This window comes from Streptomyces peucetius (assembly GCF_025854275.1).
In the GTDB taxonomy this organism is placed as follows: domain Bacteria; phylum Actinomycetota; class Actinomycetes; order Streptomycetales; family Streptomycetaceae; genus Streptomyces; species Streptomyces peucetius_A.
Window position 1 is genome coordinate 6,735,305 of record NZ_CP107567.1, and the last position, 24,345, is coordinate 6,759,649.

19 protein-coding genes and 3 pseudogenes are annotated in these 24,345 nt (G+C 71.9%); 12 read left to right on the forward strand and 10 right to left on the reverse strand.

What is annotated here, in order from left to right:
• Nucleotides 1–243: 243 nt before the first annotated feature.
• Entirely contained in the window at nucleotides 244–2,154 is a 1,911-nt protein-coding gene (locus tag OGH68_RS30480; RefSeq protein ID WP_264248493.1) for a hypothetical protein, read from the forward strand.
• Between the two features lie 363 nt (nucleotides 2,155–2,517).
• Here the strand turns inward: OGH68_RS30480 and OGH68_RS30485 are convergent, their stop codons facing one another.
• On the reverse strand, nucleotides 2,518–3,366 hold the full coding sequence (locus OGH68_RS30485) for an alpha/beta fold hydrolase (protein ID WP_264248496.1): 849 nt from the start codon (nucleotides 3,364–3,366) through the stop codon (nucleotides 2,518–2,520).
• Between the two features lie 260 nt (nucleotides 3,367–3,626).
• Between OGH68_RS30485 and OGH68_RS30490 the strand changes: the two genes are divergently transcribed.
• Complete coding sequence (locus OGH68_RS30490) at nucleotides 3,627–4,961, forward strand: methionine--tRNA ligase (RefSeq protein ID WP_264248497.1); 1,335 nt, start codon at nucleotides 3,627–3,629, stop codon at nucleotides 4,959–4,961.
• Between the two features lie 12 nt (nucleotides 4,962–4,973).
• On the opposite strand, the pseudogene OGH68_RS30495 reads toward OGH68_RS30490, so the two are convergent.
• Together OGH68_RS30495 and OGH68_RS30500 are read right to left on the reverse strand one after the other, a co-directional pair.
• A pseudogene (locus OGH68_RS30495) lies at nucleotides 4,974–5,159 on the reverse strand (IS701 family transposase); the annotation flags it as partial.
• A 28-nt stretch (nucleotides 5,160–5,187) separates the two neighbouring features.
• Nucleotides 5,188–5,331, reverse strand: a pseudogene (locus tag OGH68_RS30500) (LysR family transcriptional regulator); the annotation flags it as partial.
• Nucleotides 5,332–5,344: 13 nt separating this feature from the next.
• On the opposite strand from OGH68_RS30500, the gene OGH68_RS30505 reads away from it, so the two are divergent.
• From OGH68_RS30505 to OGH68_RS30535, 7 genes and pseudogenes are all read left to right on the forward strand, one after another.
• The gene (locus tag OGH68_RS30505) at nucleotides 5,345–6,028 is read left to right on the forward strand and encodes a DMT family transporter (protein WP_413471051.1); all 684 of its coding nucleotides are present in this window, start codon (nucleotides 5,345–5,347) and stop codon (nucleotides 6,026–6,028) included.
• 146 nt (nucleotides 6,029–6,174) lie between these two features.
• Nucleotides 6,175–6,780, forward strand: coding sequence for a TetR/AcrR family transcriptional regulator (locus tag OGH68_RS30510; protein WP_264248499.1), 606 nt, complete (start codon nucleotides 6,175–6,177; stop codon nucleotides 6,778–6,780).
• Nucleotides 6,777–7,244 carry a GNAT family N-acetyltransferase gene (locus OGH68_RS30515; protein ID WP_264248500.1) on the forward strand — a complete coding sequence of 156 codons (468 nt, stop codon included), beginning with the start codon at nucleotides 6,777–6,779 and terminating at the stop codon, nucleotides 7,242–7,244. Before OGH68_RS30510 ends, OGH68_RS30515 begins: the two co-directional genes overlap by 4 nt.
• Nucleotides 7,245–7,633: 389 nt before the next feature.
• Nucleotides 7,634–8,020, forward strand: a complete 387-nt coding sequence (locus OGH68_RS30520; protein ID WP_264250362.1) for an alanine racemase — start codon at nucleotides 7,634–7,636, stop codon at nucleotides 8,018–8,020.
• A 68-nt stretch (nucleotides 8,021–8,088) separates the two neighbouring features.
• Nucleotides 8,089–8,349: pseudogene (locus tag OGH68_RS30525) on the forward strand (IS30 family transposase); the annotation flags it as partial.
• 318 nt (nucleotides 8,350–8,667) lie between these two features.
• Nucleotides 8,668–8,841 carry a hypothetical protein gene (locus OGH68_RS30530; RefSeq protein ID WP_264248502.1) on the forward strand — a complete coding sequence of 58 codons (174 nt, stop codon included), beginning with the start codon at nucleotides 8,668–8,670 and terminating at the stop codon, nucleotides 8,839–8,841.
• Between the two features lie 408 nt (nucleotides 8,842–9,249).
• The gene (locus OGH68_RS30535; RefSeq protein ID WP_264248503.1) at nucleotides 9,250–10,098 is read left to right on the forward strand and encodes an extensin family protein; all 849 of its coding nucleotides are present in this window, start codon (nucleotides 9,250–9,252) and stop codon (nucleotides 10,096–10,098) included.
• Here OGH68_RS30535 and OGH68_RS30540 read toward each other — a convergent pair.
• The gene (locus tag OGH68_RS30540) at nucleotides 10,086–13,199 is read right to left on the reverse strand and encodes an ATP-binding protein (protein ID WP_264248506.1); all 3,114 of its coding nucleotides are present in this window, start codon (nucleotides 13,197–13,199) and stop codon (nucleotides 10,086–10,088) included. The genes OGH68_RS30535 and OGH68_RS30540 overlap by 13 nt on opposite strands.
• Before the next feature lie 449 nt (nucleotides 13,200–13,648).
• Here OGH68_RS30540 and OGH68_RS30550 point away from each other — a divergent pair, with 449 nt between their 5' ends.
• Entirely contained in the window at nucleotides 13,649–16,078 is a 2,430-nt protein-coding gene (locus tag OGH68_RS30550) for a SpoIIE family protein phosphatase (RefSeq protein WP_264250363.1), read from the forward strand.
• A gap of 36 nt (nucleotides 16,079–16,114) precedes the next feature.
• On the opposite strand, the gene OGH68_RS30555 is transcribed toward OGH68_RS30550, so the two are convergent.
• The 3 genes from OGH68_RS30555 to OGH68_RS30565 form a co-directional block, all read right to left on the reverse strand.
• Nucleotides 16,115–16,327 carry a DUF4287 domain-containing protein gene (locus tag OGH68_RS30555; RefSeq protein WP_264248508.1) on the reverse strand — a complete coding sequence of 71 codons (213 nt, stop codon included), beginning with the start codon at nucleotides 16,325–16,327 and terminating at the stop codon, nucleotides 16,115–16,117.
• Between the two features lie 206 nt (nucleotides 16,328–16,533).
• A complete protein-coding gene (gene aceB / locus OGH68_RS30560; protein WP_264248509.1) occupies nucleotides 16,534–18,156 on the reverse strand; it encodes a malate synthase A in 1,623 nt (540 codons plus the stop codon).
• Between the two features lie 236 nt (nucleotides 18,157–18,392).
• The gene (locus tag OGH68_RS30565) at nucleotides 18,393–19,016 is read right to left on the reverse strand and encodes an NTP transferase domain-containing protein (protein WP_264248512.1); all 624 of its coding nucleotides are present in this window, start codon (nucleotides 19,014–19,016) and stop codon (nucleotides 18,393–18,395) included.
• A 190-nt stretch (nucleotides 19,017–19,206) separates the two neighbouring features.
• Here OGH68_RS30565 and OGH68_RS30570 point away from each other — a divergent pair, with 190 nt between their 5' ends.
• A complete protein-coding gene (locus OGH68_RS30570) occupies nucleotides 19,207–21,120 on the forward strand; it encodes a serine/threonine-protein kinase (protein ID WP_264248513.1) in 1,914 nt (637 codons plus the stop codon).
• A 121-nt stretch (nucleotides 21,121–21,241) separates the two neighbouring features.
• Nucleotides 21,242–21,571 (forward strand): DUF5955 family protein, encoded by a 330-nt coding sequence (locus OGH68_RS30575; RefSeq protein ID WP_264248514.1) that lies wholly within the window; start codon nucleotides 21,242–21,244, stop codon nucleotides 21,569–21,571.
• 139 nt (nucleotides 21,572–21,710) lie between these two features.
• Here OGH68_RS30575 and OGH68_RS30580 read toward each other — a convergent pair whose 3' ends face one another.
• From OGH68_RS30580 to OGH68_RS30590, 3 genes are read right to left on the reverse strand one after another with little or no spacing between them, the layout of a single operon-like run.
• Nucleotides 21,711–22,496 carry an ABC transporter permease gene (locus OGH68_RS30580; RefSeq protein WP_264248516.1) on the reverse strand — a complete coding sequence of 262 codons (786 nt, stop codon included), beginning with the start codon at nucleotides 22,494–22,496 and terminating at the stop codon, nucleotides 21,711–21,713.
• On the reverse strand, nucleotides 22,493–23,458 hold the full coding sequence (locus OGH68_RS30585) for an ATP-binding cassette domain-containing protein (RefSeq protein ID WP_264248518.1): 966 nt from the start codon (nucleotides 23,456–23,458) through the stop codon (nucleotides 22,493–22,495). Before OGH68_RS30585 ends, OGH68_RS30580 begins: the two co-directional genes overlap by 4 nt.
• A gap of 17 nt (nucleotides 23,459–23,475) precedes the next feature.
• A complete protein-coding gene (locus OGH68_RS30590) occupies nucleotides 23,476–24,144 on the reverse strand; it encodes a DUF4097 domain-containing protein (protein WP_264248520.1) in 669 nt (222 codons plus the stop codon).
• Between the last annotated feature and the right edge of the window lie 201 nt (nucleotides 24,145–24,345).

The following is a 24,345-nucleotide window of genomic DNA, read 5'->3' on the forward strand; positions in this document are numbered from 1 at the left end:
CGAAGCGCGGACAAAGGGAGCCCGTGTCCTGGGACGGACGGGACGCTACCGACGGGGGCGGCGCCGGCAGTCTCACCGGAGTCTCAACTTGCCCTGGCCGGTTGCCGACATCCCGCTGGTGGCCGGACGGGGGCCGTCGTACCGTCGTCGGTGGCCTCTGTGGGGACAGGGCCGGTACACGTGCAGGTGGGGGGCGCGGCAGCCATGGCGACGAGGTCCGGGGACGAGCGCGGAGCCGAAGACATGTCGGGAAGCGGCACCGGGGAGAGAACCCAGCCGCACGCAGCGGAGCTGATGCGGCTGCGGGCGGCGCTGAAGAAGCACTCCCGGGTCAACTTGACGGGCCCGGCGGGCGTGGGCAAGACCCGCCTCACGCGGCAGCTGCGAGCAGCGACCGTCGACCTCGACAGCGACCTTGACCTCGACGGCGACCACGGTCCCGAGCGCGCGCAGGAGACATGGCGGTCGTGGTGGTCACGGCGCGCGCCCGAGGACCTGCTCGTGGTCGACAGCATCGACGAACCGCACCGTACGGCCGCCCTGCGCAGGGGACTTGACGACGCTGGGGTGCCGCGCCGTCTGCTGTTCGTCAGCCGCCGCCCCCTGCTCGCTGCCGAGGGCTGGACCGACTCCGGCATGGTCACGTTACGGCTGCAGCCGCTCCCCGACCACCGCATCGAGGCCGTCGCCGCTGACGCCGGGATCGACGACCCCGAGGCCCGTGCCGTCGTCGCACGGCTCGCCGGAGGCGTGCCGCTCCTCGCCGCCGCCGGATGCCGGGCCCTGCACGCCGGGGCCGAGCCGTCGGACGCCGGCGCGATCGCCGACCAGATGGCCGGTGAACTGCTCGAACGCCTCGGCCGGGAACTCCCGGGCAGCCGCTGGCGGCACGCCCTGCGGCTCCTGGCGACCGTCGGCGCGGGGGACGAGCAACTGCTGTCGGCCGGCCCGGACCTCTTCGCACATCTCGGCAGGCTCAGTGTGGTGACCCGTACGCCCCTCGGGCTGAGCGTGCGTGAGCCGTTCCGTACGGTGCTGGAGACGGCCTATCTCTGGCGGCGTCCGACGGCCCATCACGCTGTCAGGTCCAGAGCCGCGGCCTACCGCCACACCCTCCTGACCCGTACCACCGATCCGTCGAAGCGGGCGGAACTGGTGGGGCAGCGGCTGTTTCTCACCGGCGACCCCCAGCTGCGAAGGGCGCTCTTCCCGGCCTCGGAATCGGCCGCCCGTATCGACGTCGCCCAGCAGGCCGACGCCGACGACATCGGCAGGCTCATGCACCGATGGGCGCGACGCGGAGGCTTCGATCCGGCGCGCGCGGAACGCGTCACCGAACGCTGGCTGGACCACGGGCCCTCCGTGTTCCGTCTCGCCCGTGACGGCGACGGCCGCGCCGTGGGCCTCGCGAGCCTGCTGCCCGTCCAGGACACCACATCGGACGCCATGGAGCCGCTGCTGCAGCAGCACACCGGACGTTTCGTCACCGGCCCCCGGTCCGGCGGGCTTTTCCTCGGCGCGGCGTACGCCACCGACCCCGCCGCGCACGCCCGGATACTGCGCGACATCCTCGCCTGCGCCGTACGCTCCGGTCACCTGGTGGTGTCCACGGCGACGCCCGACTATCAGCTCCTGGTGCGCGGCCTCGGCTTCCGCGCCCACGGCAGCGTCCACGACGACGTCTACCGCTGCGGCCGCCGCCCCGAGGTCTTCAGCAACGCGTTCACCGCCGCGGCGCTCCCGCGGTGGCTCGACCGCCTGGGCGACGCCGGTACCGGTGGTGCCGGGGCGGGGCAGCCGGACGGAGATCTGGTCGAGGAGATCGCCCGGGCCCTGGGCCGGATCAGGGATCCGGCGGCCCTGGAGGGCAGCGCGCTGCTCGCCTGTCCGGCGACGCCGACCGTGGCCGATCTGCGGTCCTGGCTGCACTCCGCCGTGCAGCGGCTGGCGGACAGTGAGGAGACCGCCGACGCCGAGGCCGGCGCCATCCTCCAGGCGTACTACCTAGCTCGCCGCCGCGGCACCCACCACCAGGTGGCCTGCCGCCTGCACCTCGGCCGTGCGACCTACTTCCGCCGCCTGCGACGCGGACTGACGTCCCTGGCGGTACGGCTGAGCACGGCGTCTCCCGACCCGGGCTGCGTCGTCCCGTGACGGCCTGGCCGGGCCGCGCCGTCCCGTGGCCGCCGGCCCCGGCCGCGCCGACCGGTGACCGCCGTCCCAAGCCCGAGCCGCGAGGACCCGCGGCTACGGGCGTGCCGGGACCCGGTGCCGTTCCGGCGTCATGTCGTGCCGGAATCCGGGTCATGTGCCCGAAGGGCGAGCGGTGGCCGGCCACTTCATGGCCGATGCCGGTGTCAGCCGCTGCGGGCCACCGCGCGAGCGAGCTGATGCCGATGCTGACTGGCCCTGGGAACAGGGCTGTTGTGCCCCAACGGGGCGGGAGACTTCGCGATCCGCATCCGCGCGGACCGCCCTCCGTGCCGGGCAGGCCTGGCCGGCGGCGGTCGCGTCGGTTCAGTTCAGAAAGCCGGTGACGGCATCCGCGAAGGCCTCGGGTTCGTCGTGCCAGGGGAAGTGGCCGGCGCCCGGCAGGACGACCGTCTCGACGTGGGGGAAGACCTCGGCGAGCGCGGCCACTGCGGGCGGCGGCGCGGCGACGTCGAACGCCCCGGCTATCAGCAGGACCCGGCCGCCGTACGCGGCCAGCGCCGCGCGGGTCGCGGCAGGGTCGAACGCCCCTTCCGACCCGTAGACGGCTGCCGCCGCCGGATTCCGCTGCTGCGCCCCCTCGGCCCGGTGTGCCCTGGCGGCCGTGTCCCACCGGCCGTGGGCGAACGGCGCGGCGGCCTCCCAGTGGGAGTCCGTGGCCTTGCCTTGCGTGATCACTTCCAGCGCGGCGTACGCCTCCGGGAACCAGTCCTCCTCGTGCCGCAGCCGTGCCGTCGCCAAGCGGTCCTCGGGGGCCACCGGCAGGCCGACCGCCTCGGTGCCGGGCGTGACGAGCACCAGCCGGGAGACGCGGTCCGGGTACCGGGCCGTGTAGCACAGCGCGAGGGAGGCGCCCGCCGAATGGCCCAGCAGGGCGAGCTGTTCGAGGCCGAGGTGCCGGCGCAGTGCCTCCACGTCGTCCACCAGACGGTCGCAGCGGTACGAGTCCGGGTCCGCGGGCGCTTCGGAACCGCCGGTGCCGCGCAGGTCGAGCCTGACCAGCCGGAGCCCGGCGGCCGGTGCACCGAGACCGCCGAGGTCACCGAAGTACGCGGACGCCCGCATGGGGCCGCCGGGCAGAGCGACCAACGGGCGTCCGTCGCCGGAGACATGGCAGGCCAGCACGGTTTCGTCGGTCGCGGAGAACGTGTGCATGGCCCTGGAGCCTGTCAGCCCTCCCGCGGCCGGCGCAAGGAGCCCCGTGCGCGCCGTCCTCGGGGCGGCGCCGGGCGGAAACCCGTTGGCCGCCGCGACCGTTGCCCTGTGAGGCATGCGGCGAGGCATACGGCGCGGGGCCGGCGCCTGGCCGGCGTGGAAAATGCCCGACCCGGCCCGTCCGGTCCTGTTAACCTCGCCGCATGACCACGTACACGTTCCCGATGATGCCCCGCGGACGGGGCAGCTGAGTCGGACGTGTGACGTGCGAAGGCCCCGGAGACGGGGCCTTCTTCGCGTGTGCGGCGGGAGCCCCGCCCGGTCGCGAACCCCTCGCGCTGTCGTTCGACGACTTCATCCGCACCAGCAGCGATCCCCGCCACCGGGCCGGGGTCGAGCGGTTGTGGCAGCGGTGCGCCGAGGCCGGTGATCTCTACCGCAAGCACTACGAGGGGCTGTACTGCGTCGGCTGCGAGCAGTTCTACACCCCCGAGGACCTCGTCGACGGCCGCTGCCGCGACCACGGCACCGAACCCCAGCTCGTGTCCGAGGAGAACTGGTTCTTCCGGCTGTCCCGCCATGCCGGTGCCCTCCGGGAGCTGATCACCACCGGCCGGCTGTGCATCGAGCCCGCCGCCCGGCGCAACGAGGTACTCGCCCTGATCGACAGCGGCCTGCACGACTTCTCCGTCTCCCGCTCGCAGCACCGCGCCCGCGGCTGGGGCATTCCCGTCCCCGGCGACCCGGACCAGGTCGTCTACGTGTGGTGGGACGCGCTCGGGAACTATGTGACCGGCCTCGGCTACGGCACCGCCGACGCGACCTTCGACCAGTGGTGGACGGGGAGCGGGCAGCGCGTCCACCTGGCGGGCAAGGGCGTGCTCCGCTTCCACGCCGTCTACTGGCCGGCGATGCTGCTGTCCGCCGGCCTGCCGCTGCCCACCGACATCCTGGTTCACGACTACCTCACGGTCGACGGGCGCAAGATCAGCAAGTCCTCCGGTACGACCGTCGATCCGGCCGACCTGGTCGCCGACGTCGGCACGGACGCCGTCCGCTGGTGGCTGCTGCGCGACGTGCCGCGCGTCGGCGACGCGGACTTCACCCGGGACCGGCTCGTGGCCCGTGCCGACAGCGATCTCGCGGGCGGCTTCGGCAACCTGGTCAACCGCGTCGTGACCATGGTTCACCGCTACCGGGACGGCCGGCCTCCCACGCCGACGCGAGGCACCGCACCGGGCTGCGAAGACCTGGCGCGGGCCTGCGCCGACAGCCCGCGGGCGGTCGAAGCCGCCCTGACGGACTTCGACTTCCGCCGGGCCGCCGCCGCGGTGTGGACGGTCGTCGAGGAGGCCAACCGCTGCATCGACGCCACGAGGCCATGGGAGTCGGCCAAGGCGGAGCGAGCGGGGGACCGTGCCGCCGGCGAGCGGCTGGAGGACGTCCTCGGCGCCCTCCTCCGGGCCTGTCTGCATCTCGCCGACCGGCTGACGCCGTTCCTGCCGGGCGCGGCGTCCCGTATCGCCCGGCAGTGCACCCCGGTCGGCGGAGTCCTTCCCCCGCCGATGCCCCTCTTCCCCCGGCTCGGCGACTGACTGGCTTAGTACTCACTGGATCAGCGGGTTGCTGCGGGCGGGGTGACACGGATCGGCGGGCTGGTCCGGTGCCGTGCCGGCGGCGACGGCCGTCAGGAAGGCCAGGGCGAGCATGGCGAGCGTGATGTGCCGGTGCCATGAGGTCCAGTGCCTGATCCGGTAGTGGTCCAGCCCGACCTGGCTCTTGGCGGCCTGGAAGCAGTCGGAGTGCCCTGGATGAGCCCGGTCAGCGGCGAGGGATGTCGGTGCCCCAGCCCTCGATGTGGGCGGCGGCGCGGCGCAGTTCGGCGATGACCGTCCGGACGACTTTGCGGGCGGTGCGTTCGGGGCGGTGGAGCGCGTCGATATGGCGTTGTGCGTGTACGCCGCTGGAGACCTACGGGGTGGCACACACCAGTGCCGCCAACGCGGGCCTGATCATCAGCCTGACGATCGTGCTGACGCCGATGCTGGAACGTGCCGGTGGACGCGGCAGGCTGCCTGTGACGTTCTTCGCCGCCGCCGGGGTCTGCGTGGTGACCGTCGGCCTCCTCCTTTCGGGCACCGACTTGCACGGCGTCCGGAGTGGTGACCTGATCATGCTCGCCGCCGCGGCGGTACGAGCCGGGCACGTCGCTCTCATCGGGCGGCTCTCCATGGGGCGCACCCTGCGTCCCCTGCACCTGACGACCGTCCAGACCGTCGTCGGCGGCGCACTCTTCCTGGCGCCGGTCACCGGCGACCTCGGTGTTCTGACCTACAGCAGTGGCGTGACGTGGGCCCAGCTCGTCTACCTCTCGCTGTTCTGCGGGGTGTTCGCCTTCCTGTTCCAGACGTGGGCGGTGCAACGGACCTCTGCCAGCCGGGCCAGCCTCTTGCTGGGCACCGAGCCGGTCTGGGCGGTCGCCGTCGGGATCGGGCTCGGCGGCGAGCGCCTCACCGTCCTGGCTGCTGTCGGTGCGCTGCTCATGGTCGCCGGAACCTATTGGGGCCAGACCATCGAACGCACCCACCGAACCGGGCCGCAACACACCGGGACGACCGCGGCCAGGACGCCCGTCGGCCTTCGGGAAGACAGCCATGCCTGACACATCCTGGCCCCGCTGTCGGCGGCCGGGTCACTGCGCGGGCGGCAGCCGCGCGCTGAGCCGGCGGGCCGGCGCTCATTCCCGGCGTGACAACGCCGTGATAGCGTAACGACTGTTACGCAACAAGTGTTATGTGAAGGAGTCGGATGCCGAAACAGGTAGACCACGAAGAACGGCGGGAGGCGATCTCGCAGGCCGTCTGGCACGTCGTCTCGGAAAGCGGTCTCGAGGCTCTGACGCTGCGTGCGGTCGCAGGCGCCGCGGGCTGCACCACGGGCATGGTCACCCACTACTTCTCCGACAAGAAGATGCTGCTGGCCCACGCCCGTACCGAGATGCACCGCCGGATGGCGGCTCGTATCGACACCCTTCCCGCCGGCGCCGGCGCCGGTGCCCGCGACACCCTCTGTGCCGTTGCGGAGCAGGCGCTGCCCCTGGACCGCGAACGCCATCTGGAAGCCGTTGTTTGGTCCCAGTTCCTGCTGACCACCCGCCACGACCCCGCCCTGCTCGCCGAGCACATCCGCAGCCATGCCTCCTGGATCCGCCGCCTGAACGCCCTGGTGCGCGCAGCCTGTCCGGACCGTCCGGAACCGGAGGCCCTCAACGACCGGGTGCGCAGCCTGGTCGCCTGCCTGGACGGTCTCGCCCTGAATGCCGTGACCGACCCGGACGCCTACCCACCCGACCTGCAGCGACGCGTCCTGCAGACCCAGCTCGACCTGATCCTCGAACGGAACCGAAGCCAGTGACCCCCTCCGCCCCGGCGATCACCGCCGTCGCGTCCGACGACCCGCGAATCCTGCGGCTCGTCCGGGACCTCGACGCCGACCTCGCCGCCCGCTACTCCGACGAGCCCTGCACCGGCGGCGCCCACATCCACCCCCAGATCCGCTTCCTGCTCGCCGAGGTGGACAACCGACCGGTCGGCTGCTGCGCCCTACAGCCCTTCCCGCCGCCGGCCACGGCAGCCGAGCTCAAGCGCATGTACGTCGCCCCCGAGGCCCGGGGGCGAGGCATTGCCGCCCGCCTGCTGGCCGAGGCGGAGCGCACCGCCACCACCCTCGGCCACACCGAGATACGCCTGGAAACAGCCGTCCACCAGCCCGAGGCCATCGCGCTGTACACCCGAGCCGGCTACGCACCGATCCCCAACTACCCGCCCTACCAACACAAGACGCTCAGCCGCTGCTACGCCAAGCCCCTGCACGGCTGACAATGGCATCCCTCGGACAGCCCGGTGCGGATCCTCGCCGAAGCCCCTGCGCCGCGGGGTGGGCCGGACGAAGCGGGGCCCATCCCTCGTCGCGCCGACCGGGAACGAGCCGTCCCCGCCGTCTCCCGGCGTCCGGCGAGTTTCGACGAAGAGCGGCTCCGGCACTGGCTGAGGGAATTCGTTTCAGCTGAGCCGGTCCGGCGGACAGAGCCCGAAACCCCTTCCGCAGCCCCAAGGAAATTGTTCCATCATGACCCCCGCGATCCCCTCCGACGGCGCGAGCGCACAACAGCCGCCCGCCGCCGGCCCCCTACACCCCGCGACATCATTGCGGCGCCCCAACGAACTCACCGTCGACCTCGGAGCGATCAGGCACAACCTGCCGGCAGCTGCGCGACATGGTCGGCCCCGGCTGCACCCTCCTCGCAACGCTGAAGGCCGATGCCTACGGATTCGGTCTCCTGCCGCCCGCTCAAGCCGTGCTCTCCGCGGGCTGCGACGGCGTCGCGGTCGCTGACCTCGACCGTGCCGTGCGGTTGAGGGAGGCGGGCCTGTCCGGGCCGGTCCTGCTGTTCGCCCGGCAACCTCCCGGGCGCCGACGAGACCGCTGCCATGGAGCGGTACGGGCTCGTCGCCACCGCGTACGACACCACGATCGCGACGCCCTGGCCGCGCACTCCTCGGGGCCGTTGCAGGTCGCCGTCAAGGTCGACGTCGGACAGGACCGGCTCGGCCCCCAGTCGAGCATGGCGCCCACCTGGTGCGCGCCGTGCTGAGCCACCCCACACTTCGCCTGTGGGGAGTGACCACACACCTGCACACACCGACCACCGACACGGACGAGGTCGAGACCGGCATTCCCGTGTTCTTCGCCGATCCTCACAGCCCATGGCAACGCGGCACGAACGAGAACACCAACGGACTCCTGCGACAGTACTTCCCAAAGGGCACCGATCTCTCGAGGTGGTCCGCCGAGGAGATCGAGGCCGTCGCCCATGCCCTCAACTCCCGTCCCCGCAAGACGCTCGGCTGGAGGACACCGGCCGAGGTGTTCAACGAGCAGCTACTGTTGCTCCAACAGGCCGGTGTTGCAACGACCGGTTAAATCGGGTCTGTTCACCACGGATCAGGACGTCGTCGAGCTGCAGACCGAAGAGGTCAGCGGTGCGGAGTGGTGGGGAGGCGAGACACTCGCCGATCCCGGAATGCGCGAACGGGTCCGGCGAGCCCTGTGGGTCCGCGCCCGACCGGCACGGCCGTAGCCCCGGTTCGACCGCAGTCACTGCCCATCTGATGCCGGCTCCGGCGCCTGGATCCACATCGGCAACGGCGCCCACCGTCACCTGCTCATCCGCCACAACCGGAGCACCGGCGAACTCGCCTTCTACCTGTGCTGGTCGCCCGCCAAGGTGACGCTGCCGGAGTGGTCAGCGTCGCCGGCATGCGCTGGAGCGTCGAAGAGTGCTTCCAGGCCCCCAAGAGCCAGTTCGGCCTGGACCACTACCAGATCAGGCACCGGACCTCATGGCACCGGCACATCACTCTCGCCATGCTCGCCATGCTCGCCATGCTCGCCATGCTCGCCCTGCCTTCCTGACGGCCGTCGCCGACGGCACGGCACCGGACCAGCCCGACGATCCGTGTCACCCAGCCCGCAGCAACGCGCTGATCCAGTTGACCGTCCCGGAGATCAGCCACCTGCTCACCGCCGTCTTCACCCCACCGCCCGTGTCAGCGGCCAGGCTGCTGCACTGGTCCACCTGGCGCAGACGCCGCCAGGCAACAGCCCGTCTCAGCCACTGCAGACGACGGTCCGCCCATGAGTCCACCGGATGGATCACGAAACCACACTGGAGCATGAGCAGCGAAAGCAACCGACAACAGCCCACTACCAGGCGGGAGTCGGGTCACGGCGTCCGTGTGAGAGCGGAATGAGCCGCATGTGAGTCCGGCCCGCCAGCCTTTGCAGCGATCGGTCAACCGGGACTGCGAAGGAGCACACAGTATGCGTGATCAAGCGGCACGTCCGTCGACTGGTGAGCAAGGACTGAACCGGCGGGCACTGATCGGCGGCCTGGGGGCCGCCGCCGTGGCGGCGCCGTTCGCCGGCGCCTCCGTTGCCCGGGCGGCAGAGGCGCCGGGAACCCTGGCTCTGCCCTCGGAGATGGAGGCGCCGCGGGCGCTCGCCATGAAGACGTTCAGCCGGATCGACGGCACGCCCGTCTACTACTGGCGGAGCAACCGCGGCAACACGGCGCTGCGCAACTGGCAGTGCACCCAGGCCTTCTACGACCGCCTCGTGGTGTGGATACGCGACCTCAGAGACCTGTCCGGGGACGCGGGCGCGGGCAATGTGTCTTTCCTGGTCTCCGCCGGCTTCTACGTCAACAAGCCCGGCCAGCACGGCCAGGGCACCGCGATGGACCTCGACCTCGTGAGATGGGCGGGAGGGCGGCAGTCCTCCCCGCTGGACCGTCACCACGCGGCGGGGGACCGGACGTTGCGCCGCCGCTACCTGGCGGTGGACGCGGTGTGCCGCAGACGGTTCAGGTACGTGCTCGACGGCTGGTACAACTCGGCCCACGCCGACCACATCCACGCCGACTTCGGCGGCCTGCCGACGGTGTGCGAGAAGGGCTCGCGCAGCGACACGGTGTTCGTCCAGGCGATGTGCAACAACTTCATGGGTTCCGGACTGGCCGTCGACGGCGCCTGGGGCCCGCTCACCCAGTCCGCGTTCGACCGCGCCAAGTCCCGGCTCAACATCACCGGCAACCCGCACACGAACTACAGCGTCTGGCGGACCATGATGGCCCGGGTGGCACGCCACGGCTTCGGCGATCAGGCGTTCTGACCCGAGGGCTCGGACCGACCCGGCCGACCCGACCGACCCGGCTGGTCCGGCTGATCCTGCTGGTCCGGCCGGCCTGGAGCCTCCGGCCCCGCGGGCGGCAGCAGCGCGCGGACGTGTCCGGGGAGGCGCAGGCTCGCGTCCGGCAGTGACAGGGACGCGAGCGTGTGCCGGTACGCGCCGTTGTACGCCTCGGCCGCCGCCGGCTCCCCGGACAGCCGGAGGGCCGCGGCGAGGCGTGCCTCGATGCGTGCGGTCTCGACCGGAGCGCCCATCGGCCGGCAGGCGTCGAGGGCTTCGGTGAGACGGCGCCCGGCGACGGCCGGCCGGCCCGCACCGAGGGCCGCGTCGCCGAGGGCACGCAGGACGTGGACGACACCGAGCGTCTCGTGGTGCGCCTGCAGTGCGGTCAGCGCGGTATGCAGCCGGTCGCTCGCCGGCTGCCAGGCACGACGGGCGATGCCGACGAGGCCGCGGAGCCGCTCCACATGGGCGGCTCCCACCTCGTCGCCGATGGCGGCGACGATCGACTGCGCCTCCGCCAGGAGCTCCAGTGCCTGCCCGCCCTCGGCGTCGTCCACCAGGGCTTCGGCGAAGCGCAGCAGGATGACGACCCTGGTGCGGTCCTTCACCTGGTGGTGGGACAGCGCGTGGCGGTAGTGGCCGGCCGCCTCCGCGGGCCGTCCCAGGTCGGCGAGGACGTTGGCCAGTCCGGTGTGCGCGTACGTCAGACTCCGCTCCGGCTGCCGCTGTCGCAGGGCCTCGGCGAGGGAGCGCCGGTACAGTTCGGCGGCGTCCGGCAGCCGGCCGCGCAGCGCGGTCGCCTTGGCCACCTGCCAGGTGGCGTCCGCGACCACATCCGGGTCGCCCACCCGGGTGGCGACCGCGAGGGCGTGCGTCGCCGCCTCGTCGAGTTCGGCGTAACGATCCTGCTGGTACGTCGCCCAGCACAGCGCGAAGTACAGCCGGGCCAGCCTGCGGTCGGGCGCGGCCCCGTTCCGCCAGCACGCGATGGCCGCGCGCAGGACGGCCACCCGCTCGGCCTCGTCGTAGCGGATGACGAGGTAGCCGTCGAGCCGGAGGGCGAGGTCGCCCGCGACCGGGGGGCTGCCCAGCCGGCCCGCCAGGTGGATCGCGGCGATCAGGTTCAGCCGCTCCGCCGCGAACCAGTCGAGGGGGCGTTGCCGGACGACCGACACCCCGGTCGGCAGCGGGTCGTCCGCCGGGGCGACGGGGTCCAGGGCGGCGCCGTGGCCGAGGCGCTCGGCCGCCTCCGCGGCCAGTACGCGCCACGTCCGCAGCACCCGGCCGAGCGCGGCGTCCCGGTCACCGGGCGTGTCCTCCGCAATGGCCCGTTCGTACGCGAAGTCGTGGACCAGGTCGTGCAGGCGGTAACGCGACTGCCCGGCCCGGTCGACGCCGACCGCCTCCAGCAGATGCCGTTCCACCAGGAAGTCCGCGTGCCGGTCGTCGGCGGTGGCGGCGCCGGCCAGCGCCCCTACGACCCAGCCGGGGACACTGCGCGGCTCGAGCAGGCCCAGCCTGCGTACCGCACACCGGAACTCGGCAGGCAGTGAACGGTAACTGAGTGTGATGCCGGCGCGGATGTCGAGGTCGCCGGCGGTCAGCAGGTCCAGGCGTTCACGCTGTCGCGCCAGCCGGTCCCGGAAGGCGCTGACCGTCCAGTCGGGACGGGAGGACAGCCGGGCGCCGGCGATGCGCAGAGCCAGCGGCAGGCATCCGCAGAGCCGCGCCACATCCGCCGTGGCGGCGGGCTCGGCGCCCGTGCGCTCCTCGCCGACGAGGCGTGCCAGCAGCCGGTGGGCGGCCGCCGGGTCGAGCGTCGACACCTCGAAGCCGTGTCCGCCGAGGCCCGTCAGCCTGTTGCGGGAGGTCACCAGCACCGCGCAGCCGGGGGTGCCGGGCAGCAGGGGGCGTACCTGCTTCTCGTCGGCGGCGTCGTCCAGCACGAGCAACAGGCGGCGGCCCGCCACCCGGCTGCGGAACTCGGCGACGCGCTCCTCCGGGTCGGCGGGCACCTCCCTGCCGTCCAGGCCCAGAGCGCGCAGGAAGCGGGCGAGCGTGCGGTGCGGCTCGGCGGGCCGCTCGCGCAGACCGTGCAGATCGGCGTAGAGCTGCCCGTCCGGGAACTCGTCGGCGAGCGAGTGGGCGACATGCAGGGCGAGGGCCGACTTGCCCACCCCGCCGGGCCCGGTGAGCGCGACGACCGGCACCACGTCCGCGCGCTCGAGCAGCGCCGCCCGCACGTCAGCCGCCAGTGTCTCGCGGCCGAGGAGCCGCTCGGTCTGCGGCGGCAACTGGCGGGGTACGGGCCCCGGCCGCCGGACCACCGCCGCTGCCGCGGCCGGACCGGCGGGCGGGGCCCCGGGGCTGCTGTCGAGGATCCGCCGGTAGACGTCCTGCAGCCGGGGCCCGGGGGTGACACCGAGATCGTCCCGCAGGCGGCGGTACGCCCGCCGGTAGTCGGCCACCGCGTCCGCCTGCCGTCCCAGCGCGGCGTGGGCCAGCATCTGCCTGCCGTACAGGTCCTCGTGGTGCGGATGGTTCGCCAGCCAGGGGCCGGTCTCCGACAGCACCTGCTCGTGCTGGCCCAGGGCCAGGCGCGCGTCGAGGAGAGCGACGACGGCCTGCAGCCGCTCCTCCTCCAGACTCCGGCGGGCGGCCTCCGCGAACGGCTCCCGGCAGCCGGTGAGCGCCGTGCCACGCCAGTGGGCCAGCGCGACGGTCAGCTGCTCCGCCGCACAGTCGTGGCGGGCGCGCGCGGCGGACTCGCGGCCCAGGGCCGCCGCCGCCCGGAAGTCCCGCAGATCACTGGTGTGCTCCGCGGACCGCAGCAGGTATCCGCCGTCGACCGAGACCAGGGCGTCGACCCGCGACGCCCCGTCCGACGGCGTAGGGACGGAAGGCCACGCGTCGCGCATACGCCGGCGCAGATCGCTGACGAGGTTGTACACCTGCGCGCGGGCGGAGCCCGGCGGGTCCTCCCACAGCAGATCGACGATGCGGTCGTGTTCGACGGGATACCCGGAGTTCAGCGCCAGCAGAGCGAGCAGCGACCGGCCCCGGCCCGGACGGGGTCCCAAACGCACTCCGCCGTGTCGGAGCTCCACCTGCCCCAGGATTCCGATCCACATCGGCGCTATCCTGCGGACAGCGGGAGCCATGGTCAACAGCTCTTGTATGAACGCGAGTTCACGAGCTCGGCGGTGGGTGTGCCCTGTGTCCCGGTTCGCGGCGCCGATTCCGGTTGTGGTGCCGCGTCCCGGCCGGGTGATGGTCCGCCCGGCGCGCCACCCCCGGTGCGCGGCCGTCCACCGGGCGTTGCTGGACGTGGACGCGGTCGCACGCCGGCGGGTGCCGGACGGCGTGAGCGCGCAGATGCACGGGTTCGACACACGCCAGGGCGGCAGTTGCCGCGTGTCGCTCGCGGGCCTCGCCCGGCTCGTGGACGGAGGCGAACACCTTCGGTGACCGGCCGGCCCGACCGCCCGCCGCCTTGTGCATCGGGAGGGGCGGGCAGATTCTGAAGATGATGAACCGGGCTGTGCGGGCTGCGGAAACGTGGAACGCGGCGAGTACCTGGCGGGCATGGGCGGCGACGGAGGGCGGAGACCTCCGTGGCCCCCTCGATGTCGCCGTCGCCGCCGCGGTGGTGCTCGACGCCCGGAACACGGTGATCGGCTGGAGCCCGGCCGCCGCGGAACTGCTCGGCTACCCCCCGGACGAGATCGTCGGACGTTCCGCGGAGGTCTTCCTGTCCGGCCCCGGTCCCGTCCCCGAAGGAACGCCCGCCGCCACCGGCCACGAAACCCGTCTCGCGCGCCACCGTGACGGCCACAGCATCCCGGTCGAGACGGCGGTGTGCGACCTGGCGGGCGGCGGCACCGCGGCCCGGATCCTGATCCTCGCCGAGTCGGAGCGGCTGCGGCTGTGGGAGTCGCGACTGGCGATGCTCGACGGGCTGGCCACGCAATCGCCGATCGGGCTCGCCATCTACGACACGGACCTCCGGCTGACCTGGGCGAACGCCGCGTCGGGGGCGGAGATCGGCCGACCGTTCGAGGAGTACCGGGGGATGCACCCGGACGAGCTGTACCCGGACGGCACGCTGGTCACCGAGGGCTACCCGGGGACCCTGGACAGCGTCATGCGCCAGGTCCTGGAGACCGGCGCGCCCGTCATCGACGCGCATTTCCTGGGTCAGGTGCCCAGCGACCCGGGCCGCGATCATCTGTGGTCCTGCTCGTACTACCGGCTGCAGGACGCAGAGGGCCGGGTGCTGGGCCTGTGCGAGGACGCGTTCGACATCACCGAACGTCACGAGGCGCAGAGCCGGCTCGCCCTCCTGGTGGAGGCGGGACGCAGTGTCGGCACCAGCCTGGACGCGGTGGTCACCGCACGGGAGCTCGCCGGTGTGGCGGTCCCGGGCTTCGCCTCCACGGTCGAGGTCGATCTGGCGCCCTGGGTCCTCCAGGGTGGGGAGCCGGCGGACGGCTGGGGGCAGCGGAGCGGCTTCCTCAGGGTCACGCAGGCGGCCGGCGGCGCGGCCCGCCGCGTCGTCGAGTTCCCGCCCGGGTCGCCCCAGCTGCGCAGCCTGTCCTCCGGCGGACGGGTGGTGGTCGACAACGTGCTGGTCGTGCCGTTGCGCGTCGGCGACGTGCTGCTGGGGCTCGTCACCTTCACCCGTACGGGGCAGGGGGCAGTCTTCGACAACGGAGAGGTCGCACTCGCCGACGAACTGGTGGCCCGGGCGGCGGTGTGCATCGACAACGCCCGCCGTTTCACACGCGAGCACGCCGCGGCCCTCACGCTGCAGCGCGATCTGCTGCCGCAGCACCTGCCGCGGCACTCGGCGGTCGAGTTCGCCCACCGCTATCTGCCCACCGACGACGTGACCGGGGTGGGTGGGGACTGGTTCGACGTCATCCCACTCTCCGGCGCCCGGGTCGGGCTCGTCGTGGGCGACGTGGTCGGTCACGGGCTGACCGCCGCGGCCACGATGGGACGGTTGCGCACCACGGTGGAGGCCCTCGCCAAGCTCGACATGACCCCGGACGAGCTGCTCACGCGCCTGGACGACCTGGTGGTCTCGGCGCCGGACCCGGAACTGGCGGAGGCCGGTGACAGACGCCCGGGTGCGGCGTCGGGCACACCGGTCACCGGCGGCCCGCATCCCGACGTGGCCACCGGAGCGACCTGTCTCTACGCGGTCTACGACCCGGTGTCCGGGCGCTGCACCACGGCGCGGGCGGGGCATATGCCGCCGGCGGTCGTGCGTACCGGTGGCCCGTGCCTCTTCCCCGAGCTGCCGCCGGGGCCGCCGCTGGGGCTCGGCGGGCTGCCGTTCGAGGCGACGGACCTGGACCTGCCGGCGGGCAGCCTGCTCGCCCTGTACACCGACGGTCTGGTGGAATCCCGGAGCCGCGACATCGACGAGGGACTCGAAATCCTGGGACGCGTCCTGGCCGACCACCGTGACCTGCCGCTGGAGGAGCTGTGCGACCGGGTGGTGGGCACCTTGCTGCCCGGGGGCACGACCGTCGACGACACCGCTCTCCTCCTCGTCCGCACCCGGGAGCTGGACGCCGAGCAGGTGGCGGTGTGGGAACTGGCGGCGGAAGCGGTCGCGGCCGGCCGCGCACGGGAGCTCGTCACCGGGCAGCTCGGCGCCTGGGACCTCGACGCGCTGGCGTTCGAGACGGAACTCGTCGTCAGCGAGCTCGTCACCAACGCGGTCCGGTACGCCGAGGGGCCGCTGCAGATCCGCCTCATCCGCGACCGGACCCTGCTGTGCGAGGTGGCCGACACCGGCCACACCTCCCCGCATCTGCGGTACAGCACGGCCGAGGACGAGGGCGGCCGGGGCCTGTTCATCGTCGCCCAGCTCGTACAGCGCTGGGGCACGCGCTACAGCCGCTCCGGCAAGACCATCTGGACCGAGCAGGCGTTCCCCGACGGCTGAGGGGGAGCCTCCCGAGGGGCTGGTGACGCGCCACCGTCACCCGGCGCTGTCCTCGGCGAGGGAGTGCGCCACGAGAGCGTTGGCGTGGCCGTGTCCGAAGCCGTGCTCGGACTTGAGCCAGTTGACGAGTTCCATGTGCCTGGTCAGCGGAGAAGCCCGGATCAGATCCTGCCACTCTGCGACTGGTCGGCCGTACTTCTGCTCGATCGACGGAAAGTAACTCGCTGGGCCCTTCACGGTCTCTGGCATGGGTGGAGTATCCCTTCGTGGAGACGTGATCAACAAGCACCGGTTGCTGTAACGACCGGTGCCGGACGGGAAACTCATCGGTCCGCCTCGACGGGGCGTGCGGTGGGTCGCGCGGTCGAGCCGCAGGGCACCTCCTGCCTGTGCCGTGCAGCGCACCGCCCCCGGTGCTGTGCGGTACCGGGGGCGGTGCGGTGCGGCGGCAGGTGTCAGCCGACGAGCTGTTCGTACGCGGGGAGGGTGAGGAAGTCCTCGTAGTTCTCGTCGAGGGCCACCTTCAGCAGCAGGTCGTGCGCCTGCTGCCAGTTGCCCGCGTCGAAGGCCTCGTCGCCGATCTCCTCGCGGACCGCGGCCAGTTCCTCCGCCGCGACCTTCCGCGCCAGCTCCGGAGTGGCGCGCTCGCCGTTCTCGAAGACGACGCCCGCGTTGATCCACTGCCAGATCTGGGAGCGGGAGATCTCCGCCGTCGCCGCGTCCTCCATCAGGTTGAAGATGGCGACGGCGCCGAGGCCGCGCAGCCACGCCTCGATGTAGCGGATGCCGACCTGGACGGCGTTGCGCAGACCCTCGTACGTGGGCCTGGCGTCGAGCGAGTCGATGGCGATCAGATCGCCCGGCGCGACCGAGACGTCCTCGCGCAGCCGGTCCTTCTGGTTCGGCCTGTCGCCGAGGACCGCGTCGAAGGAGGCCATCGCGATCGGGACGAGGTCCGGGTGGGCGACCCAGGAGCCGTCGAAGCCGTCGCCGGCCTCGCGGTCCTTGTCGGCCTTGACCTTCTCGAAGGCGACCTTGTTGACCTCCGCGTCGCGGCGGGAGGGGATGAACGCCGCCATGCCGCCGATCGCGTGCGCGGCGCGCTTGTGGCAGGTGCGCACCAGCAGTTCGGTGTACGCGCGCATGAACGGGGCGGTCATCGTCACCGCGTTGCGGTCCGGGAGGACGAACTTCTGCCCGCCGTCGCGGAAGTTCTTGACGATGGAGAACAGATAGTCCCAGCGGCCGGCGTTCAGGCCGGAGGCGTGGTCGCGGAGTTCGTAGAGGATCTCCTCCATCTCGTACGCCGCGGTGATCGTCTCGATCAGGACGGTCGCGCGGACGGTGCCCTGCGGGACGCTCATGTAGTCCTGCGCGAAGACGAAGATGTCGTTCCACAGCCGGGCCTCGAGGTGCGACTCCGTCTTCGGCAGATAGAAGTACGGGCCTTTGCCGAGGTCCAGCAGCCGCTTGGCGTTGTGGAAGAAGTACAGGCCGAAGTCGACGAGGGCGCCGGGGACGGGGATGCCGTCGAGCTGCAGGTGGCGCTCGACGAGGTGCCAGCCGCGGGGGCGCATCACGACGGTCGCGAGCTCCTCGGCGGGCTTCAGGGCGTACGCCTTGCCGGACTTCGGGTCGGTGAAGTCGATCCGGCGCTCGTACGCGTCGATCAGATTGAGCTGGCCGAGGACGACGTTCTCCCAGGTGGGGGCGGACGCGTCCTCGAAGTCGGCGAGCCAGACCCGCGCGCCCGAGTTCAGGGCGTTGATGGTCATCTTGCGGTCCGTGGGTCCGGTGATCTCCACACGGCGGTCGTTCAGGGCTGCGGGTGCCGGGGCGACCTTCCACGAGTCGTCCGCGCGGATCGCGGCCGTCTCGGGGAGGAAGTCCAGCGTGGACGTACGGGCGATCTCGGCGCGGCGCTCGGCGCGGCGGGCGAGCAGCTCGTCACGGCGCGGTGTGAAGCGCCGGTGCAGCTCGGCCACGAACGTGAGGGCCGCCTCGTTAAGGACCTCTTCCTGCCGGGGCAGGGGCTCGGCATCGACGATTGCCAGCGGGGACGGCGCTGGTGCGGACATGAGCTGTCACTTCCTTCGCGAGCTTCACGGGCTGTGCGCGGAACCGCCGTGCGGCCGCCGGGTCGCCGCTGGACGGCACTCAGTGCCAGGGCTCCGGGGGTACGGCCGTGGGCGCCGTCCGAGCGGTCAGGCGCTTCTGAACAGTGGATAGTAGTTACCGCATAGTGGAAGTTCAATGGTTTGTTGATATCGAGATTCTCCGGGTCGACAGAAGGTGGCGCACCGTGCCACGCCGCTCACCGAAGGTGGCGCAGATCCTCGGGCGTGTCGATGTCGTACGCCTCGGCCACGTCACCGCACTCCACGAGCGTGACCGCGTCGGCGTTCGCCGCCAGGTACGTCCGCGCGCCCCGGTCGCCCACCGCACTCAGGGCGATCCCCGCCCACCGGTCCCGGCCGAAGAGCACCGGATGCCCGCGTCGCCCCCCGTACGCCGCCGCCACCAGCGACGCACGCGAGCGGTAGGCCGCACGCACCCGTGCCACGGCCTCCGCGCCGATCCCCGGCTGGTCCACCAGCAGCACAAGTGCCGCGTCCGCCCCACCGGACGAGGTGAGCGACGACAGCCCGACCCGCAACGAGGACCCCATCCCCTCCTCCCAGTCCGGGTTGTCCCGCACCACGCACCCCGACAGATCCGCCTCCCGCCGCACCCGGTCCGCCGCCGCGCCCAGCACCACGTGCACCGGACCGCAGCCGCCCTCGCGGAGCACCCGCACCGCGTACTCGACGAGGGGTCTGCCGTGGTGCTCCAGCAGCGCCTTGGGCCGGCCGCCGAGACGCCGGCCACCGCCCGCCGCGAGCAACAATCCGGCGACGGCCGGTTCTTGGGGTGTGGTCGAGGTGCGAGGTGGCGACATGAGGACTCCCTATCCCATAAGCGGGCGAATACGCGGGCGGCGACGGCTTCGGCGTTGCGCCGGACTGGGGTTCTCCCGCCGATCCTGCAACCGCCCGTGCGCCACCGGTCGTCCGACGTGGAGAGCGGGGTGCCGCCTTGGATAAGGTGCACCTTCAACACTGAGGTTCGCCATGGGGGATCAAGAGTCGATGAGTGGCCGCGCACACCAGGGAACGGTCTTCCAGCCGCTGGGTGAGGACGATCCGAAGCACGTAGCCGGATACAGGATCGCCGCCCGCCTCGGCGCCGGCGGCATGGGCAAGGTCTATCTGTCCTACACGCCCGGAGGCCGCGCGGTCGCCATCAAGGTGATCCGCCCCGACTTCGGCCAGGACGCCGAGTTCCGGCGCCGCTTCGCCCAGGAGGTCCAGGCCGCACAGCGTGTGCAGGGCCTGTTCACCGCGCCCGTCATCGACGCCGACGCCGACGCCGAACAGCCCTGGCTGGCCACGGCCTACGTCCCCGGCCCGTCCCTCGCCGACGCGGTGGCCCAGCACGGCAAACTGCCCGTCGAGACGGTGCTGTTGCTCGTCGCCGGTATCGCGGAGGCGCTGCAGATCATTCACGGCGCCGGCATCGTCCACCGCGACCTCAAGCCGGCCAACGTCCTCCTCGCCGCCGACGGCCCGCGCGTCATCGACTTCGGCATCGCCCGGGCCGCCGACGCCACGTCACTGACCAGCAGCGGCGTCACCATCGGCACGCCCTCCTTCATGGCACCCGAGCAGGCGGCCGGCAGCCACGTCACCCCGGCCACCGACATCTTCGCCCTCGGCCAGATCACGGCCTACGCGGCGACCGGCAGGGCGGCGTTCGGCGAGGGGACCTCGCACGGTGTCCTCTACCGGATCGTCCACGAGGAGCCGGACCTCACCGAACTCCCCGAGCAGCTGCGTGAACTGGTGACCCGCTGCATGGTCAAGGAGCCCGAGGGCCGGCCGTCGGTCGCCGAGATCCTGAGCATCTGCCAGGCCGCCAACGGCGAGACGGTGCTGAGGCGTCCGGAGGAGTGGCTGCCGAGCGTCGTGGCCGCCGAGATCACCACCCGCAAGGCCGCGCCCGCCCCGCCGGCCACGCCCGCCGCCGGCCAGCCGCCCGTCACGCCCCCGGCGCCCGCCGCTGCCGCACCGACCCACGCGCCGACCGCGCACGCCGCGCCCTCCACTCCGCCGCCGGGCTTCGGACCCGCGCCGCAGACCCACCAGCAGCCGCCGGTCCAGCCGCAGTCACCGGTCCCGCCGCAGGCGCAGCAGCCCGCCGCGACGCACCCGCAGCCGCACGCCCAGCCGACGTACGGCTATCCGCAGGCGGCCCAGACTGCGCCCGGATACGGCTACCCCCAGACCGGGCCGAACCCGCAGCAGCACACCGGCCCCCAGCAGTACGGCACGGTCGCCTCGCCCGTACCCGCCGCCACGCCGCCCAAGAAGAAGAACAAGGTCCGCAACTTCGCCATCGCCGTCCTCGTCACGCTGGTCGTCGGCGGCGCCGCGGGCGCCGGTGCCTACATGGCGCTGTCCGGTGACGACAAGGACAAGACGAACCAGAGCCAGGGCAAGGGCGAGCCGTCCGCGAACAGCACGCCCAAGCAGGAGACCCCGTCGGGCAGCGCCACTCCGGGCGGCGAGGGCGACGGTCTGGACACCGCGCCCGGAGACCCGCTGCCCGCGCCGGAGCCCAAGACGTACACCGGCATCGACATCGTGGACAACTACCACATCTTCCTCGACCACGATCCGATCAAGCCTCTCGACGACGACTCCAACGCGGACTTCGAGTACGAGGGAGGCATCAGCCAGGTCGAGACCGAGAACGGCAGGATGATCCTGCTGCGCAGCGGACAGGCCGGCGACCTGGACACCTGCCGGAGCGACACGCGCTACACCAGCACCATCGAGATGGGCCTGCTCTCCAAGGGCTCCCAGATCTGTGTCCTCACCGACTCCGGTCACGTAGGACTCGTGACCTACCAGGGCAAGTCCTCGGAGAACGACGCCAGCCGGTTCATCACCGTCGACGTGACCGTGTGGCGCAATGCGATGGACCCTCTGCCTTCGTCCTGAATCACGTCCGCACGGTGGCGCGGTGCGGGCCTGATGGCGTTAACTGGCCCGCACCCCTCGGGCGGGGTCCGACACGCCCTGGGGCCAGGGACGTGCACAAGGACGTGCGAGGGGCTGGGCTTTGTTGCGGAGCGTGGGGCAGACGCGGGTGACGGGCAGAGGCAGTGGCGAGGACCCGAGGGCGGCGGAGCTGCGGGCTGCGGTCGCCAGGCTGAGACGTGAACTCGCCGGACACCCCGCGGATTTCAGCGACCGGGGCATCGCCGAGGACGAACTCGCCGTGCTGGCGGCGATGGTGGCGGCCGGTGACCCGGAGATCCCCCGGATGCGCCGCTCGCTGCTGCTCATCGCGGGCGCGATCGGGTCCGTGAGCGCGCTGTCGCCCGCGTTGATGCAGGTCCGCGCGGCGGTGGACCTCTTCGGGGAGATCCCGCCACAGCGCCGCGTCTGACGCCTGTGGCGTCGGTGCCGGCGTTCACCCGGCGGATGCCCGAGAACGCCGACGGGGCGGCGTACGCGACGTGGTGTCGGTGTACGCCGCCCTGGGGCGGAACGAGTTGCGGGGGAGCGGCCCCGCGCTGTCATGGCGGTTACTCCGGGTCGTCGTTGAATTTCGAGGTCGACCAGAAGTAGCCGAGCACGGTCAGCGCCGTGCACCAGGCGAGGGCGAGCCATCCGTTGTGGCCGATCTCGGTGCCGAGGAGCAGGCCGCGCAGGGTCTCGATGGCGGGGGTGAAGGGCTGGTACTCGGCGATCGGCCGGAACCAGCCGGGCATCGCGTCGACGGGGACGAAGGTGCTGGAGATGAGCGGCAGGAAGATCAGCGGCATCGCGTTGTTGCCGGCGGCCTCGGCATTGGGGCTGATCAGGCCCATGCCGACGGCGATCCACGTGAGCGCCATGGCGAAGAGTACGAGCAGCCCGAACGCCGCGACCCACTCCAGGAACGTGGCATTTGTGGAGCGGAAGCCGATGGCCACGGCGACGGCGCCGACGAGGACCACGCTGATGACGGATTGCAGCACGCTGCCGACGACGTGTCCGACGAGCACGGACCCGCGGTGGATCGCCATCGTGCGGAAGCGGGCGATGATGCCCTCGGTCATGTCGTTGGAGACGGAGACCGCGGTCCCGATCGTGGTGCTGCCGATGGTCATCAGCAGCAGGCCCGGGACGAGATACGCGACGTAGTCGGAGCGGTCCCCGCCGCCGATGCCCGCGCTCATCGTGTCGCCGAAGATGTAGACGAAGAGCAGTAGCAGCATGATCGGGGTGAGCAGCAGGTTCAGGGTGAGGGACGGGTAGCGCCGGGCGTGCAGGAGGTTGCGGCGCAGCATCGTGGACGAGTCGCGTACGGCGAGGGAGAGGGAGCTCATCGCGCAGCCTCCTTGGGCTGGTTGGTCTGGTCGGGGATGTCGGCGCCGTCGGTGAGGGCGAAGAACACGTCGTCGAGGTCGGGGGTGTGCACGGTCAGTTCGTCGGCCTCGATGCCGGCCGAGTCCAGCCAGTCGAGGATGGAGCGCAGTTCGCGCTGGGTGCCGTCGCTGGGGATCTGCAGGGCGAGGGATTCGTCGTCCCGGGATGCCTCGCGCAGGGCCGAGGCCGCGTACTGGTACGCGACCGGGTCGGTGAAGCGGAGCCGGACGTGTCCGCCGGGGACGAGTCGCTTCAGCTCCTCGGCGGTGCCTTCGGCGGCGATCTTCCCGTCGTTGAGCACGGCGATGCGGTCGGCGAGTTCGTCGGCCTCCTCCAGGTACTGGGTGGTGAGGAAGACGGTGACACCGCCCGTGACGAGTTCGCGGATGATCTGCCACATGTTGTGCCGCGAGCGGGGGTCGAGACCGGTGGTGGGCTCGTCGAGGAAGATGATCCGCGGGCCGCCGACCAGCGTCATGGCGATGTCCAGACGGCGCTTCATGCCGCCGGAGTAGGTGGACGCGGGCTTCTTCGCCGCCTCCACCAGGTCGAACCGCTCAAGGAGTTCGGCGGCGGTGCGCCGCCCCTCGCTGCGGGAGAGGTGGTGCAGGTCCGCCATGAGGAGCATGTTCTCCTCGCCGGTGATCAGCCCGTCGACGGCGGAGAACTGCCCGGTGACACCGATCGCGGCACGCACGGCCTGCGGGGCGGTGGTGAGGTCGTGGCCCGCGACCCGGGCCTGCCCGCCGTCGGCGGTGATGAGTGTGGAGAGGATCTTGACGGCGGTGGTCTTGCCGGCGCCGTTCGGACCGAGCAGGGAGAAGATCGTCCCTTCTGCGACGGCCAGGTCGATGTGGTCGAGCACGGTCTTGTCGCCGTAGGACTTGCGCAACCCGCTCGCGGTGATGGCCCAGTCGGTCATGAGAGGTCTCCCTGATTTCAGAGGCTGCGGGCGGTGATGTCGCCGTGGGCGGTGGTCGCGCGGATGGTCAGGCCGGCGTCGGCGCCGTCGGTGTTCTTGAGTGCGTTGTGGATCCGGCCGTAGCCGGTACTGGCGTCGAGGGAGGCGGAGACTCCGTCGGCCGCACCGACCGACACGTCGCCCATCTGGGTGGTCAGCACGACTGCGCCGTGCACCGCCTCGGCGATCCGGACGTCGCCCTTCTGCGTGCTGATCTGCGCAGGGCCGCCGAGGCGGCCGACCGAGACATCACCGAAGGCGGTGAGGCGCATGCTCGCGGCCTCGTCGATCTTGACCGCGCCGTTCGCTCCCTCGAAGACGATGTCGCCGAGGCGTCCGACAGCGCGGAGTTCGGCGGCGTCCGCCTTCGCCTCGACGTGGGAGCCGGCGGGCAGTTGGACGGTCACTTCGACGGATCCGGAGGCGCCGAGCATCTGGTTCCCGGCCGGCGAGGTCTTGATGCGCAGGGTGCCGTCGGCGTAGGTGACCTCGGTCTGCTCGGCCGCCTTCACGTCGCGGCCCTTCGAGGCGTTCGCGGGCAGGACCTCGACGGTGGTGTCGGTCCGGTCGGCGGCGATGAACCGGATGCGCCCCGCGGGGACGGCGACGACCGCGGTGACCGGGGCGGTGGTGTCGAACTTCTGCATCGTGCTCTCCCGTGTTCAAGCTGTTTCTGACACCGGAAACGCTACGTTGCGTTCATGGATTAGGCAACGGGCTCGTTGCACAGAAGCGCCATAAGTGCAGGTGAAAGTAGTCGAATCATTGCAATGGATCTATCGGTGAATGCAACGGCGCCGTTCGCTTCGTTGCAATGCAATGAGGGCGAACGCTATGCTGGAGGTGCC